Genomic DNA, 15,502 nt, shown 5'->3' on the forward strand with positions numbered 1-15,502 from the left:
GGTAGTCTGTCGTGATAATTGACTGCGTCCTGCTGAATGACGAATATGAAATTCTGAATATACGACTCTCCTTGCTAAGCAGTTGTGTTGAAAGGCATATCGTTGTAGCTTCTAACGAGACATTCACTGGGCGAAGTAAGAATATAAATTTGAGTTACGTTATCGATCGAATCCCGGAAGAATATCGCCATAAAGTAGATGTCGTTTGGTTGGAGAAACTGGTTGGAAAAGATCCTTGGCAGCGAGAGTATTATAGTAGAAATTCATTAGTTCATTATATGGAGAAGTGCAGGGATGAAGATATAATTTTGTTTTCCGACGTGGATGAAATCCCTAGACCAAGTGCGTTGACTGCGATCACGCAATTTGGATGTTCGGAGATAAGTTATCTAGGCCTGGATACCTATAACTTCAAGTTCAATTACAAGTTAATTCATGGTCTGGATGCAGTCTGGGCGGGTCCGGTGGTTTTTCCTAGGAGGCTGCTGCGATCTCCGCAGGAAATGAGAAGTGCCCGCTGGGAAAATGTGATTACCGGAAAAAATTTTATCTATAACGCAGGTTGGCATTTCAGTTACCTTACGAGAACGAATGATGTAAGTACAAAGCTGGCGAGTTACTCCCACCAAGAGCGGGAGGCGCAGATGAATAAAAAGGCAGATATCGCGGCCTTTATTCGCGAGCGTAGAGGGTTTCACTCGCACGTGCGTCCTGGAGAAGTATGGGCGGTAGTCAGCATTGATGATTTCGGATGTAAAGAGCTCACGTCTCTCGTATCGCGATATCCAGAGTTCTTGTCGCATGAGGCAATTGACAGTCCTGATGATATTAACTTAGCGGTCCGTTTGAGTCTAAATCGTTTGCATCGGCACGAGAGGCATAAGATACTTCCTTGGTTTAGCGGAGGAGAGGTGATTAGTGATATATCCAGACGCTTCTTAAGGAAGGTGTTACCCTGATAGATTATAACACCATAACGGTCGCCGCCATAGCTGTTGGAATATATGCATTTATTCAAGCTTACAGGGGGCTCCGATCGAAGAAGATAGGATATAGTTGGTTCTGGGGCATACTTGGCCTTCAGATAGTGGAGTACTTCACGCTAAATGCATTAGGGTTGTTCGGTTACGCGGGTGATAATTATAAAACTATATCTATCTGGCTGGATGAAGTATTCATAGTCGTGGCCGTATATTTAATATCCGTCATAGTTGGACACGTTGTTTTCCGACTTACCGCTGAAGCTAAGGTAATAAGGTTCCGTTTTCCGCAGCTAACTCTACATCCGCTCACGATCTCACGGATTAGCTATGCGTACTCATTGGGCGCCAGCGTTGTACTGATTGTCCTGACGATGGCCGGATACTATGGTTACTTTAGGTCGGTCGACATGGTAAGTGAAGCGCCGGTTTGGCTAGATCCTATATCGATTGCGGCGCGCCTTGGGATGCCTTTACTTCTTTTGGTAGCTTTGGTGGCAGAAAGACATCGTCGTGGAAAACGGGGAGTATACGGCTTAGTCGTCCTATGGACGCTCGCAGGATTCATTTCGGGATTTAAGTTTCAGGTGTTTCTGCCGGTTGCGCTGCTTGCTGTCGCGAGCTGGATGAACGGAAATTTACGCCTCAGATACGTTAGTGCCACATTATTTTTGATCTTCGCTGCTTACTCCGTTATCGAGCCGCTCCGTCTATATCGGGACTCGTATGGGCAAGTAGATGTAGCTGAAGCATTCAGTACTCTGTTCGACGATAGCGCGGTCGAAGTTTACGGTAGCACCCGTCTTCTAGATCGCGTTGTGAATCGAATCGACAACACACGGACAGGTGCGACTGCTCTAAAGATGTATAACTTGGGACAACTTGACGAACTAAAGAGAAGAGTTGATGAGGCGTACTCCCTCTTGTTACCGTTGGCGTTCGTACCGAGGTACTTTTGGCCTGACAAGCCCCTAGCGGATCTTGGTCGGGTCTTGTCTATCCAGCTGACTGGTAACGAGTATAATTCTGTGTCGCTAATAAGACCGGTTGCAGATTACATATGGGGAGGTATTAATTTCGTTATTGTATCCGGAATTGTCTCCGGCTTTCTAATATCGCTGGGTTCAGTGATTGCGAATGTATGGATTAGGAATCCGCTTCAGCGAATATTACTCCTATTTGTCGCTATATCGTTATCGATTGGTTCCGATTACGCCTTGTATACGTATATTGGTCTTTTGAGGGTATTCCTGTTCATGACGGTAGCTATCTATGTATTAAAGAAGACAGGGTGGGTTGTGCTTAGGCGTGCTGACTGAGTTCTGTGAAATTTGATGTTATCCGCGTACATCACCCACTTCACCCGCCATCCCCGCCCGAACGTCTTCAGCATCGAGCGACTGTTCGAAGACGTCCGCACCGCTATGCCCGCAGACTGCCGGGTGAAGGTCTGGACCTGCCGTCATCCCTCGACCGGCCTGCTGCCGCGCCTGAAGGATATGTGGGCGGCGCGCGCGGCCCAGAGCGACGTCAATCACGTCACCGGGGACGTACACTACCTCGTGCTTCTGCTCGATCCGCGCCGGACGGTCCTGACCGTGCATGATCTCGTTCTGCTTGGGCGGCTGCGCGGCGTCAGGCGCTTCGTGCTCTGGCTGTTCTGGTACTGGCTGCCTGTGCGGCGCTGCCGTGCCGTGGTGGCCATTTCGGAGACGACGCGGCAGGCGCTGATTGCCAGTGTGCGCTGTGATCCGGGCAAGATCCGGGTGATCCACAACAGCGTCTCCGCCGAGTTCCAGCCGTCCCCGAAGGAGTTCGATGCTGCGCGCCCGCGCATCCTGCAGATCGGGACACGGCCGAACAAGAACCTCGAGCGGGTGGCGGAAGCGCTTGAAGGACTGTCCTGTCTCCTCGTGGTGGTCGGTGAACTCGACCCGGCACAGGAGAGTGTTCTGCGCCGGCATGGAATCGCGTTCGAGAGCCGGGTCGGGCTGTCGCGCGAGGAACTGCTTTCCGAGTACGTCGCCGCCGATCTCGTACTCTTCGCCTCGACATATGAAGGTTTCGGGCTACCGATCGTGGAGGCGCAGGCGGTTGGCCGGCCGGTGGTGACGAGCAACCTCTCCTCGATGCCGGAGGTGGCGGGCGAGGGCGCCTGCCTGGTCGATCCCCTCGATGTCACAAGCATCCGTGCCGGCGTCGACCGCGTGATCGCCGACGAGCGTTATCGCGCCGGTCTGGTGGAGCGCGGCTTCGCCAATGCCGCGCGCTTCAGCGCCGCCGCGGTGGCCGAGCGCTATGCCGCGCTCTACCGCGAGATTGCGCAAGAATGACGGCCGCCGGGACCCAACACCCGGCGGCCGCCTGCGAATGACGGGAGAGAGAAGCCCGCCATCCGCGCCGGGGCGGGCCTCACGCGGCGTGGAACGTCGCCGCGGAGGCCTCGGCCCCTGCCTCGTTACGGGCGCGCGGAGACCGGCCGCCTCCGCGCGCGCGCCTCATGCCGCGAACTTCAGGAGCTTGATGGCGTTGAAGTCGCTGATGCCGCCGCCCACCCGCTTGGTCACGTAGAACAGCACGTAGGGCTTGGCCGAGTAGGGATCGCGCAGCACCTGCACGCCGCGGCGGTCCACCACCAGATAGCCGCGCTCGAAATCGCCGAAGGCGAGGCTGGCCGCGCCCGGCGCGATGTCGGGCATGTCGTCGCACTCCTCCACCGGGAAGCCGAGCAGGGTGGGACGCAGGCTGCCGGCGAGATCCGGCTGCCAGAGGTAGTTGCCGTTGTCGTCCTTGATGCGCCGGATGGCCGACTGGGTCATCCGGTTCATCACGAAGCGCGCATTGCGGCGGTAGGCGGCTTTCAGCGCGAAGACGAGGTCGTAGAGCACGTCGGCGGCATAGTCGGCCGGCAGGCCGCCGGAGACGCCGGTCGCCACGTAGCCCACCTTGCCCCAGGCCCAGGCGTCGTTGGCGGCCTGGTCGTAGGCGAGGAAGCCCTTGGGCTGGTTCACGCCGGTGCCGGAGACGAAGGCGCGGCTCTCGGCGGTGGCGAAGGCATCCACGATCTCGCGGTTCAGCCAGGCATCCACGTCCACGGCGGCATCGTCGAGAAGCTTGCCGGTGGCGGCGGGGCAGGCATAGATCTCCATCGTGGGATAGGAGAGCTCGGCGATCTTCGGCGTGCCGGTGACCGGGCGGTCGTCGGTCTCGCCCACCCAGCCGGTGGCCGCGCCCGCGGTCACGAAGGGCCGCTTGTAGACGCTGGACGAGACGGTGAGGTGCCCGGCGATGCGGCGGATGGGGGAGAGCTCCTTCAGCTCCCCGAACAGCGCCGTCTCGGAACTCTCGGGCACGAGGAAGCCGCCGTCGGGCTCGGAGCCGACGCTCATGCCCTTGCCCTCGAGCGAGAGCAGATGCGAGGGATCACCCCTGCGGACATAGCGCTCGAAGGCGCTCTTGGCCTCGCTCGCGCCGTCCACCCGGGCCAGGATCGGGCGGTTGAGGCGCAGGAACTCCTGGTCGACCTTCTGGAGGGTCTGCTCGATGCGCGCCAGCTTGTCCTCCACCAGCGGATCGACCGACTTGCGGCTTTCCAGCGCCAGCAGCCGGGCGTCGTTCTCGGCCTTGAAGGCCTCGAAGGCATTCATGTAGGTGTCGAAGGCGCCGGCGGCGTCGGGGAAGCTCTCCGGGGCGGCGATGTGGTCATATTGCATGCACGGTCTCCCTTTCGGTGCGTCCCGGATCGGGGATCGATCCGGCAGCGCCCGCAAAGGATGCGGCCGCCCGGAGGGGGTGGGGACAGAGGGGTTCGGAATTTTTTCTTCATTGCCCCTCGGGCTGCATGCCGACCCAATGAAATCAGGACCTTGGCGTTGAAAAAAAGTTCGTGCCCCATGAAATCCATGCACGCGGCGCGGGCGAAACCGACGCGAAGCGGAACCCGCATGGCGCCTGCCGGCGGCGGCGGGAGGCCGTGATGGCGCAGCCGCGGCCCGTCATCATGGTGTTCGTCCGCTACTACCTGCCCGGCTACCGGTCCGGCGGCCCGATCCGCACGATCGCCAACCTCGTCGAGGCCCTCGGCGACGCGTTCGATTTCCGGATCGTCACGTCCGACCGCGATGCGACGGACGAGCGGGCCTATGGCGGCGTCGACGTCGACGCGTGGAACCGGGTCGGCAAGGCTTCGGTCTGGTATGCCAGCCCCGCCGGCCGAAGGCTCCCGGCCCTCGTGCGCCTCGTGCGCGACACGCCGCACGACGCGCTCTACCTGAACAGTTTCTTCGATCCCGAATTCACCATCCTGCCGCTCCTCTGCCGCAGGCTGGGATTGTTCCCCCGTCGGCCCTGCCTGCTTGCACCCCGGGGCGAATTCGCCCCGTCGGCGCTCGCCATCAAACCCGGGAAGAAGAAGGCCTACCTGGCGGCAGCGGCCGCGCTGCGGCTCCACGGACAGGTGCTCTTCCAGGCATCGACCCCGCATGAGCGTGCGGACGTCCTGCGCATGTTTCCGGCGTCGGCTCCGCGTATCCGGGTGGCGTCCGATCTTCCGGGCCCGCAGGCCGCCGTTCCGGCGACCATGGCGGAGGAGCGCAGCGGTCCGATCCGCATCTGCTTCCTCTCCCGGATCACGCCGATGAAGAACCTCGACTACGCCATCGACGTGCTGTCGCGGCTGTCCACGCCTGCCTCGCTCGACATCTACGGCCCCGTGCGCGACGATGCCTATTGGGACCTGTGCAGACGGGCGATCGCCGACCTTCCGCCCCATGTCTCGGCCGTCCATCGCGGCGAGGTCGAGCATGCCGCGGTCCCGGAGACGCTCGCGCGATACGATCTCTTCTTCCTTCCCACGCGGGGAGAGAATTACGGCCACGTCATTCTGGAAGCGCTGGCGGCCGGGCTTCCGGTGCTCATCGCCGATACCACGCCCTGGCGCGGACTGGCTTCGACGGGCGCGGGCTGGGACCTGCCGCTGGCGGATCCCGATGCCTTCCGGGAAAAGATCGAGGACGTGTCGCGGATGGACCGCGGGCAGCGGCTGCAGCTGCGCGACTCAGCGCTGGCGCTGGCGCGCAGGCATCTGGAGGATGCATCGACGATCGAGCAGAACCGCCAGCTGCTGCACGACCTGACCGGCAGAGTGGCATGAGCACGGCGTGCCGGGCCCGGCCTGCGTGGGCACGGCCCGCGCCGCCCGCTTAGGCCGGCACACCGGAGGCCCTCGTCGTCGACCCTCCGCGCCGCCCCTGATACGACTGGCCTCTACCTTCGACCCTCGCGCCGCCCCTCATCCGCCTGCCGGCACCTTCTCCCCGTAACACGGGGAGAAGAACGCCGTCACCGACGGCTTCGCCGGTCGCAAAGGTCGCCTACCTGGTGCCGATGTCGCGGCCGTGCCCCCTTCTCTCCGCTTGCGGGGAGAAGGTGCCGGCAGTCGGATGAGGGGCAGCGCTGTGGGTCAATCGAAAAGACCGCTGGTATCATACCGGTGTTCATACGCGATGACCTCCCCGGCTACAGGTCCGGCGGCCCGATCCGAACGATCGCCAACCTCGTCGAGGCCCTCGGCGACGCGTTCGATTTCCGGATCGTCACGTCCGACCGCGATGCGACGGACGAGCGGGCCTATGGCGGCGTCGACGTCGACGCGTGGAACCGGGTCGGCAAGGCTTCGGTCTGGTATGCCAGCCCCGCCGGGCGAAGGCTCCCGGCCCTCGTGCGCCTCGTGCGCGACACGCCGCACGACGCGCTCTACCTGAACAGTTTCTTCGATCCCGAATTCACCATCCTGCCGCTCCTCTGCCGCAGGCTGGGATTGTTCCCCCGTCGGCCCTGCCTGCTTGCACCCCGGGGCGAATTCGCCCCGTCGGCGCTCGCCATCAAACCCGGGAAGAAGAAGGCCTACCTGGCGGCAGCGGCCGCGCTGCGGCTCCACGGACAGGTGCTCTTCCAGGCATCGACCCCGCATGAGCGTGCGGACGTCCTGCGCATGTTCCCGGCGTCGGCTCCGCGTATCCGGGTGGCGTCCGATCTTCCGGGCCCGCAGGCCGCCGTTCCGGCGACCATGGCGGAGGAGCGCACCGGTCCGATCCGCATCTGCTTCCTCTCCCGGATCACGCCGATGAAGAACCTCGACTACGCCATCGACGTGCTGTCGCGGCTGTCCACGCCTGCCTCGCTCGACATCTACGGCCCCGTGCGCGACGATGCCTATTGGGACCTGTGCAGACGGGCGATCGCCGACCTTCCGCCCCATGTCTCGGCCGTCCATCGCGGCGAGGTCGAGCATGCCGCGGTCCCGGAGACGCTCGCGCGATACGATCTCTTCTTCCTTCCCACGCGGGGAGAGAATTACGGCCACGTCATTCTGGAAGCGCTGGCGGTCGGGCTTCCGGTGCTCATCGCCGATACCACGCCCTGGCGCGGACTGGCTTCGACGGGCGCGGGCTGGGACCTGCCGCTGGCGGATCCCGATGCCTTCCGGGAAAAGATCGAGGACGTGTCGCGGATGGACCGCGGGCAGCGGCTGCAGCTGCGCGACTCAGCGCTGGCGCTGGCGCGCAGGCATCTGGAGGATGCATCGACCATCGAGCAGAACCGCCAGCTGCTGCACGACCTGACCGGCAGAGCGGCATGAGCACGGCGTGCCCGGCCCGGCCTGCGTGGGCACGGCCCGCGCCGCCCGCATCGGCCGGCACACCGGAGGCCCTCATCGTCGACCTTCCGCGCCGCCCCTGATACGACTGGCCTCTACCTTCGACCCTCGCGCCGCCCCTCATCCGCCTGCCGGCGTTCTTCTCCCCGTAACACGGGGAGAAGAACGCCGTCACCGACGGCTTCGCCGGTCGCAAAGGTCGCCTACCTGGTGCCGATGTCGCGGCCGTGCCCCTTCTCCCCGCTTGCGGGGAGAAGGTGCCGGCAGGCGGATGAGGGGCAGCGCCGTGGGTCAATCGAAAAGACCGCTGGTATGAACCCCTGCCGGCTTCTTCCCCCGCGAGCGGGGAGAAGAAGCCGTCATCGATGGCTTCGCCATTCTCAAAGGTGGGGGATATGGCACCGCAATCGCAACCGCGACCCCGTCTCCCCGCTGCGGGGAGAAGGTACCGACAGGGGGATGGGATGCTGTGTTTCCCGTCAAGCCGCGGTTCGGCTCCGGAGGCGGTTCCGGGCGATGGGCGTGTCGGCGAGGACGATGCGCCTTGGCATGACGGCGACGAGGGCGTCCGCGGGGGCGGAACGGCGAATGCGGTTTCGATAGGCAGGCGTCATTCCGGGGCCACGGAGCGGAAGCCGGAATCCAGGACGCCGACCTTCACCGTATCGCGCCCGCGCGGGGCGAGCTTCGCATGCGGCGCGGCGCCGGATCCCGGGTTCGCCGCGCGGCCCCGGAATGACGAAGGTGGGGGTGCCGGTCTCCAGCCCCTCGTCCTCACCGTCCGTCCCGGTGCGGCTGAAGCATGTCTCCCGAAAGGGGGCACCGGTTTCGGGTGAAAGACATGTGCGAAGACAAGGACCTGATGCGTCCGGAGCGAATCTGAAAGATCGCGACACGCTTTGGCCCGCGGGACACGTCATTCCGGGGCCGCGCAGCGGAACCCGGAATCCAGAGTGCCGGCTCCCGGACGGGCACGAGCGCCGCGCACTTCCATCTCGGTCAACACGCTGGATTCCGGGTTCGGCTTCGCGGCCCCGGCATGACACCGATGAGGAGGCCGCGCGGGTGGGCTTCGATGCCCGCCTGCAGATGCTCGAGTGCAGCAGAGTTGATGACGGCGCGGCGGACGGGCCAGCGGCGCGACGCAGTGAGGCGGCGGCTTGCAGAGGCATGCGTCCTTCGAGGTTCGCCGCGCGGGGTCATGCTCCGCTGGCGGGGGCGTGCAGGCTCGCACCTCGGGATGAGGGGGAGGGCGCCGACGGTCGATCGAAAGGAACGCCGGCATCATCCGGCGCCGGCGGCTGGCCGGAGGGCGGTCGCGATCAGCGGCGTTCCAGGATCGGCACGCAGACGTCGAGGTCGTTGGTGGCGAGGTGGGCGTAGCGCATCGTCATCGTCAGCGTCTGGTGGCCGAGCCAGGTCTGGACGCGGCGGATGTCGATCCCGCCCTGCACCAGGCGCGACGCGCAGGTGTGGCGCAGCACGTGGGGCACGACGTCGGCGTCCGACCCCAGTCCGATCGATTCCTTCGCCTCGTTCCAGACCGCGCGGTACCTGTGCTGCAGGATGCCGGAGAAGGGGCCGCCGCGGCGGCCGGCCTGCGCGGTGACCACCTCCATCGCGCGATGCGTGAGGGGGATCGACCGGCTGCGGCCGGATTTGGTGATCCAGAAGCTGACGCGGCCCTCGCCGACGTCGCCCCATTTCAGCCCGATCGCCTCGCCGAGACGCGCGCCGGTATCGACCAGGAACACCGAGAGCCGGTAGTAATCCTCGGATCGGACGCGAATGGCGTCGAAGAGCGCGGCTTCTTCCTCGGCCGTTAGGAACCTGATCCGGCCGGCGCGCTCCTTCTGGCGGATGAAGTCCGGAAGGCTGTGGACGTCGCCCATTTTCAGCGCCTTGCGAAGCAGCTTGCTCAGCGCGGCCATCTTGCGGTTGATGGTGGCGTTGCTGTTGCCGCGGCTGCGCAGCGCCCCCGTGATCTCGTCGACAGTGTCCTGGGAGATCGCGCTGAACGCGCTGCCGCCCAGGATGGCATGCATCTCGTGAATGAAGGCGCAGACGTTGTTCTTGTGCGAGCCGTCTTCCCAAAGAATGTCGGCATAACGCCGGTAGAGATCCGCCAGTGTCTGCTCGCGCACGAGGCGCGGAGCGGATTGCGCGGAATAGGTCAGGGCGTAGGAGAAGCCAGGGATGTCCTGCCGGGCAGGAGCGGCGTTCCCTGTGGGCTCTTCGCGTGGGGTGTCCAGTGCTTTCGAAACGGCCACGAGAGGTCTTTCATCCTGGAATGAAGCCCCCCGGCTTACCGCAATAAAGGGACATCCACCGCCGCGTACCGGCCGCGATGCCCGTATATTGCCAAAAGGTTCGGGTCCGCAATTGTTAAAAATTGCGGACCCGACGGTCTAGACGCTCAGGCGCTTAGAAGTAGCGCGTGAAGCGGAGGAAGCCGTTCCAGGCATCGCCGTCGCCGCGGTTGAGGACGTTGTCTTCGTCGGCGTAGGAGCCCTCGAGACGAACCTCGAAGTTGGTGACGGGAGCCCAGACCACAGCACCCTGGACCATCCAGGCATTGTTGCCGTTGAAGGCCTCGAAGTACTGGCCGCCGACCGTGCCGCTCCACTGAGCATTGAACTTGTGGTTATACGAACCGGCAACCGACCACTCGACGGCATTCGCGCCAGCAGCGCCCGACACGGGCATGCTGAGAGCGTAGGCGTTGGTGCCCGAAGCGTAGAACACGCCAGCGCGGATGTTGGAGCCGGCCATGTTCGGGATGTTGTACTGCATGCCGATCATGCCAGCCCATTCATCGTTCGACTCGTCATAGGCAGCCTTGCCCCAGACGCCGCCCCAGCCCTGGCTGATGCCGAGGACGCCGACCACGTCGGGCATGTAGCCCTCGCCGCCCACGTCAGCGATGGTGTCGTCTTCCAGAACGATCGAGCCGAACACGCCGTTGCCGCCCGAGAAGGTGTAGCCGATCTGCTGGCGCTGCTGGTAGGCATAGGCGCCGCCGTTGTCGGTGTGCAGGATGCCGAAGCGGGCGATGCCCGGCAGGCCCCACGGGGCAGCCCATGCGGATTCGGTGTAGCCGACGTAGAAGCCGCCGAGCTGCACGATCGCCTGGTCCATGCCGTAAGCGGCGTCGGTGTTCGACACGGCGTCGGCCTGGATGCGCATGTAGCCGCGCAGCGTGCCCCACTCGGTGTCCGAGCGCGCATCGACGTTCAGACGGGCGCGGGTGTTGAAGCGCCAGCCTTCCGCGATGTCGCGGCGGTCGAGAGTGACGCCAGGGCCCGGATCCGCATCGTACACTTCGTCGCCGCCGGAAGCGTTCACCTGCATGCGGACGTAGCCGTCGAACTTCAGGCAGGTCTCGGTGCCGGGGATGTAGAAGAAGCCAGCGCCGTAGGCGTCGCAGACGCGGACGTATTCGACCGGCTCCGGCTCGGCGATGACGACGGCGTCGGCGGCGCGAGCGCCGGTGACTGCGACGAGGGCCGCAGCCGAGCCGAGAAGAAGGCTCTTGATGTTCATTTTCTGACCTCCAGTCAAAGTTTCAAAGTGGGTCTGGGTATTCTGGCTGAAGGACAGCATGGACTGCCCCATCCCCTTTTCCGAAAAAGATGCGTCTCTGCGCCCCTTCTCCGAGGCCAACCATACTCGCCGCCGCGGCCGGTTCAACTGCGGAACCGCCCGATCCCGGGCTTCCGCTGCTTGATGCCCGGCGTCTGTTGCACAAAAGCCACGAAAATCCCGGCCAGGCGCCGCAAATCGGGCCGCGTTTCAGAAAGCGGTAACACTTGTGGCACCCCCGACGGCCGGGAATCGCCCGTCCGGCGCTGGAATCGCGCCTTTTCCCGGTTGCGCCCGCGCCCCGTCGCAGCCGGCGCTTTGCCGCGCGGTTCCGCCAAGGCGGCAACGCCGATTCGCAGGCCTGCCCTGCCGCTGCCGCCGCACGAAGCCCGTGCCCTGTGCCGCCCATGCAGCCGGCTCGCCCCGTTCCTCTCCTACCTCCCGCCGGAAAATGCCTTGTGCGGCGGGACATTCCGGTCTATCCGGGCGGCAACGGAGAGGTGGCCGAGTGGTCGAAGGCGCTCCCCTGCTAAGGGAGTAGAGGTCAAAAGCTTCTCGTGGGTTCGAATCCCATCCTCTCCGCCACTTTCCCCCGGGTACCGCCCACAGATTCTCCTGCTTCGCGCCCCACATGCGCCGGATCTACCGGACGAACAGGATCTGGCACCGGGCCCGGGAACCGGCCCGGCATCCGTCCCTCCGTCCCAGGTCCGCCGCGATTCCCGGCGCCGGGCCGCCAAACCGCCGATCCGCGGTATGGCGCTCCATGCGGGGGCCGATTCGTCCGAAAATCCTCCTGCCGGTGGCGCGCAAGCCCGTCCGCGTGCGGCGCCCGCGGATGGGCTGCCCGACATCGGCACTCTCAAGTCCTTGAAAAGACGAGCGCAATCGCGCCGGCGCCCTCCATCGGCCGCTCTCCCGTCCATACTTTGACTGGAGGTCAGAAAATGAACATCAAGAGCCTTCTTCTCGGCTCGGCTGCGGCCCTCGTCGCAGTCACCGGCGCCCGCGCCGCCGACGCCATCGTCATCGCCGAGCCGGAGCCGGTGGAATACGTCCGCGTCTGCGACGCCTACGGCGCTGGCTTCTTCTACATCCCCGGCACCGAGACCTGCCTGAAGTTCGACGGCTACGTCCGCATGCAGGTGAACACCAACGAGAACGGCTACTCGATCGGTGGCATCGCCACTGACGACGAAGACTTCGACGGCTTCGAGGAAGGCTGGCAGTTCAACACCCGCGCCCGTCTGAACGTCGATGCGCGTTCCGACACCGAGTGGGGCACGCTGCGCGGCTTCCTCCGTATCCAGGCCGATGCGCTGACCAACGCCGACGCCGCCTACGGCATGGATCAGGCGATCGTGCAGCTCGGCGGCTTCTACGTCGGCTACACCGAGTCGGCCTTCGCTGCCCCGTGGGGCCTGCCGGGCATCTCGCGCTTCGGCATCATCCCGACCGATGGCGGCGGCGTCTATGCCTACCAGCAGCGCCAGCAGATCGGCTACACCTTCTCGGGCGGCAACGGCCTCTTCGGCTCGATCGTCCTCGAAGACGACGTCGCCACGGGTGAAGGCTACATGCCCGACGTGGTCGGCGTGCTCGGCATCAGCCAGGGCTGGGGTGGCGTCTGGGGCAAGGTCGCCTACGACGAGTCGGCCGAAGCCTGGGCTGGCCTGATCGGCATGCAGTACAACATCCCGAACATGGCGGGCTCCAACATCCGCCTCGGTGCCTTCTACGCGTCGGATCCGAACTCCTACGCCCTGAACCTGCCGGTTTCCGGCGGCCCCGCCGGCGCACCCGGCAACAACTTCGTCGAGTGGTCGGTCGCCGGTGCCTACACCCACGCCTTCAACGCTCAGTGGAGCGCCACCATCGGCGGCCAGTACTTCGAGGCCTTCGACGGCGACAACGCCTGGCTGGTCCAGGGTGCGGTGGTCTGGGTTCCGGTCACCAACTTCGAGGTTCGCCTCGAGGGTACCTATGCCGAGGAAGACTTCGGCCCGGTCACCGACGACACCTGGAACGGCTTCCTCCGCTTCACGCGCTACTTCTGATCCTTTTCGGGATCGGTTCGAGAACCCGGCGGGCAACCGCCGGGTTTTCTTCGTTCAGGTCGGTGTTTCGGCACGTTGGCTGCCGCCGCTGCGATGCGGGACGCGGTCGCCGGTTTCGGCCCGTGCCGGCAACGGCCCCGCAGTCTACCGCCCCGCGACGAGGTCGCGCGCGACGTCCGTGCGGCCGGTCAGCCGCATCTTGTAGACCTGGTAGTTCTCCATCACCCGCTGCACGTAGTTGCGCGTTTCTGTGAAGGGGATGCGCTCGATCCAGTCCACCACCGCCGCGAGGTCGGCGCCGCGCGGATCGCCGTAGCGCTCCACCCAGTCGCGCGCGCGGCCGGGGCCGGCATTGTAGCCCGCGAAGGTCAGCACGTAGGAACCGTCGAAGCGGCCGAGCTGGTCGGCCAGGAAGGCGGCCCCCAGCGTCGCGTTGTAGGCGGCATCCGTGGTCAGCCGCGCCGGCGAATAGGGCAGGCCGGCGCCGCGCGCCATGTCGCGCGCCGTGCCGGGCAGCAGCTGCAGCAGCCCGCGCGCGCCCGCGCCCGACACCGCGCCGGCGTTGAACTCGCTCTCCTGCCTGGCGATCGCATAGGCCAGCGCCGCGCCGGCATCCGAAATCTCCGCTTCCGGCGGGATGGCCCCGAGCGGATGCGCCAGCGCGCCGACGTCGAGGCCGCGCGCGGCGGCGATCTTGCCCACCCTCAGCGCCAGCGTGTGGTCGCCGCGCCGCTCGGCCATGGCGGAAAGCAGCGCGATCTCGCGCGGGTTTTCCAGCGTCGCCGCGAGCCCGCGATAGAGCGCTTCGGCCCGGCCGGCATGCCCTGCCTCCTCCAGCCGGCGGATCGCCGCCACCTCCGGCCGGCGGGCGAAGGCCAAGCGCTCGTGGGGCGACGGCTGCGGCGCGGCGACCGGGATCGTCTGCCGGCCGAGCTTCGCTGCGGCGATCTGGCCGTAGAAGGCCGTGCCGAAGGCCGCGGCCTTCTCGTAGGCGGCGCCGGCGTCGCCCGGCGCGCCGGCCTCCATCGCCCGTGCCATCCAGTAGAATGCCCGCGACTGCGAGATCGCGCCCGACGTCAGCGCGGCGATGCGTTCGAAATGGGCGAGCGCCGTTTCCGGCTGGTCGAGGAAGGACAGCGCATACCAGCCGGCATGGAACTCGGCGTCCGCCGCCATCGCCGGGCTCTCCGCCGAATGCGCTGCGGCGATGGCATAGGCGAGGTCGGGCCGGCCGATGTCGAGCATCTCGCGCGACAGCACGCGCCGTTCCACCCACCACGCATCGGGGTCGACGACGTCCTGCGCGTCCCGCCGCACGGAGAGCATCGTCTCCGCCGCCTCGAGGAACCGGCCGCCGCGCCGCAGGAAGCGGGCCTTGGCGAAGATGTAGGCCGACGTCCGCTGCTCTTCCGGCACGGCGTCGAGCAGCGCGGCGGCGGTCCTGTCGCCGCGGTTCACCGCGGTCCAGGCGCGGGCCAGTGCCTCCGCGCCCGCCAGCCCCGCCACGCGCAGCGCCGATTGCGCGCGCTCGTCGTGCAGCATCGTCTCCATGCGCACGCGGTGGTCCTCGCGCGACAGGATTTCGCCGAACTCCGCGATCAGCCGTACCTCCGTCGCGCCGTCCAGCCTCTGCATGCGCCAGACCGGGGCCAGCACCGCCGCCGCTGCCGCCCCGTCGCCGACCGAACGATGCGCCCGCGCGAGCATGAGCTTGCCTTCCAGCGTCAGCGGCGGGCGTCCGGCGAAGGCCTGGATCACCGCCTCCGGTTCCGCAGGCAGCCGCGCCAGCGCGCGCTCGCGGTTGCGCTCGATGCCGTCGAGGCCCGGCCAGCCGTCGAGCTCCGTCAGCGCGGCGGCCAGCTCGTCTGCGCCGACGGCCGAGAATCCGCCGCTCGCCAGCGCGAAGGTCAGGATGGCGCGGTCGAGCGAACCCGCCGGCAGCGCGTCGCGGATCGCCCGCAAGGCTTCGATCTCGGTCTGGTCGAGCGCGTCCAGCCCGCGGGCGACGGGATCGGCGGCGCGCCGCAGCGCCTTCGGGTCGGGCGTCATGCCGAGCGTCGGCGGATCGGGAACGATCGCGCCGGTGACGTCCGCGGGGTCGGGACGCGCCGAAGGCAGCGGCACCTCCGCCGCAGGCAGGCGCAGCGCCTGCGCCGGCAGCGGTGCGGCCGCGCCCGCCATCAGCGCCGCCATCAGGACGATCCCGCGCATGGGGACTGGCCTCC

9 protein-coding genes and 1 tRNA gene are annotated in these 15,502 nt (G+C 65.5%); 6 read left to right on the forward strand and 4 right to left on the reverse strand.

The features are described from left to right. Nucleotides 1-11 precede the first annotated feature (11 nt). Nucleotides 12-959 (forward strand): glycosyltransferase family 17 protein, encoded by a 948-nt coding sequence (locus IAI54_RS27955; protein WP_187970287.1) that lies wholly within the window; start codon nt 12-14, stop codon nt 957-959. Nucleotides 960-2,314: 1,355 nt separating this feature from the next. Then, nucleotides 2,315-3,313 (forward strand): glycosyltransferase family 4 protein, encoded by a 999-nt coding sequence (locus tag IAI54_RS27960; RefSeq protein WP_187970288.1) that lies wholly within the window; start codon nt 2,315-2,317, stop codon nt 3,311-3,313. 165 nt (nt 3,314-3,478) lie between these two features. On the opposite strand, the gene IAI54_RS27965 is transcribed toward IAI54_RS27960, so the two are convergent. Continuing rightward, a complete protein-coding gene (locus tag IAI54_RS27965) occupies nt 3,479-4,693 on the reverse strand; it encodes a phage major capsid protein (protein ID WP_187970289.1) in 1,215 nt (404 codons plus the stop codon). Nucleotides 4,694-4,956: 263 nt separating this feature from the next. On the opposite strand from IAI54_RS27965, the gene IAI54_RS27970 reads away from it, so the two are divergent. Next, nucleotides 4,957-6,132 (forward strand): glycosyltransferase family 4 protein, encoded by a 1,176-nt coding sequence (locus IAI54_RS27970; RefSeq protein ID WP_187970290.1) that lies wholly within the window; start codon nt 4,957-4,959, stop codon nt 6,130-6,132. Nucleotides 6,133-6,471: 339 nt separating this feature from the next. Then, nucleotides 6,472-7,620, forward strand: coding sequence for a glycosyltransferase family 4 protein (locus IAI54_RS27975; protein WP_187970291.1), 1,149 nt, complete (start codon nt 6,472-6,474; stop codon nt 7,618-7,620). A 1,340-nt stretch (nt 7,621-8,960) separates the two neighbouring features. On the opposite strand, the gene IAI54_RS27980 is transcribed toward IAI54_RS27975, so the two are convergent. Both IAI54_RS27980 and IAI54_RS27985 read right to left on the reverse strand, forming a co-directional pair. Further along, nucleotides 8,961-9,836, reverse strand: coding sequence for a tyrosine-type recombinase/integrase (locus IAI54_RS27980; RefSeq protein WP_420838326.1), 876 nt, complete (start codon nt 9,834-9,836; stop codon nt 8,961-8,963). A 226-nt stretch (nt 9,837-10,062) separates the two neighbouring features. Further along, complete coding sequence (locus IAI54_RS27985; protein ID WP_187970292.1) at nt 10,063-11,181, reverse strand: porin; 1,119 nt, start codon at nt 11,179-11,181, stop codon at nt 10,063-10,065. A gap of 533 nt (nt 11,182-11,714) precedes the next feature. On the opposite strand from IAI54_RS27985, the gene IAI54_RS27990 reads away from it, so the two are divergent. Next, a tRNA-Ser gene (locus IAI54_RS27990) sits at nt 11,715-11,805 on the forward strand. Between the two features lie 362 nt (nt 11,806-12,167). Continuing rightward, nucleotides 12,168-13,277 (forward strand): porin, encoded by a 1,110-nt coding sequence (locus IAI54_RS27995; RefSeq protein ID WP_187970293.1) that lies wholly within the window; start codon nt 12,168-12,170, stop codon nt 13,275-13,277. Between the two features lie 144 nt (nt 13,278-13,421). On the opposite strand, the gene IAI54_RS28000 is transcribed toward IAI54_RS27995, so the two are convergent. Then, nucleotides 13,422-15,488 carry a lytic transglycosylase domain-containing protein gene (locus IAI54_RS28000; protein WP_187970294.1) on the reverse strand — a complete coding sequence of 689 codons (2,067 nt, stop codon included), beginning with the start codon at nt 15,486-15,488 and terminating at the stop codon, nt 13,422-13,424. Between the last annotated feature and the right edge of the window lie 14 nt (nt 15,489-15,502).

This window comes from Aquibium microcysteis (genome assembly GCF_014495845.1).
Classification (GTDB): Bacteria; Pseudomonadota; Alphaproteobacteria; order Rhizobiales; family Rhizobiaceae; genus Aquibium; species Aquibium microcysteis.

Coding starts and splice junctions, on each gene's coding strand:
- IAI54_RS27960 (WP_187970288.1), top strand. CDS start 2,315: ATGTTATCCGCGTACATCACCCACTTCACCCGCCATCCCCGCCCGAAC.
- IAI54_RS27965 (WP_187970289.1), bottom strand. CDS start 4,693: ATGCAATATGACCACATCGCCGCCCCGGAGAGCTTCCCCGACGCCGCC.
- IAI54_RS27970 (WP_187970290.1), top strand. CDS start 4,957: ATGGCGCAGCCGCGGCCCGTCATCATGGTGTTCGTCCGCTACTACCTG.
- IAI54_RS27985 (WP_187970292.1), bottom strand. CDS start 11,181: ATGAACATCAAGAGCCTTCTTCTCGGCTCGGCTGCGGCCCTCGTCGCA.
- IAI54_RS27995 (WP_187970293.1), top strand. CDS start 12,168: ATGAACATCAAGAGCCTTCTTCTCGGCTCGGCTGCGGCCCTCGTCGCA.
- IAI54_RS28000 (WP_187970294.1), bottom strand. CDS start 15,488: ATGCGCGGGATCGTCCTGATGGCGGCGCTGATGGCGGGCGCGGCCGCA.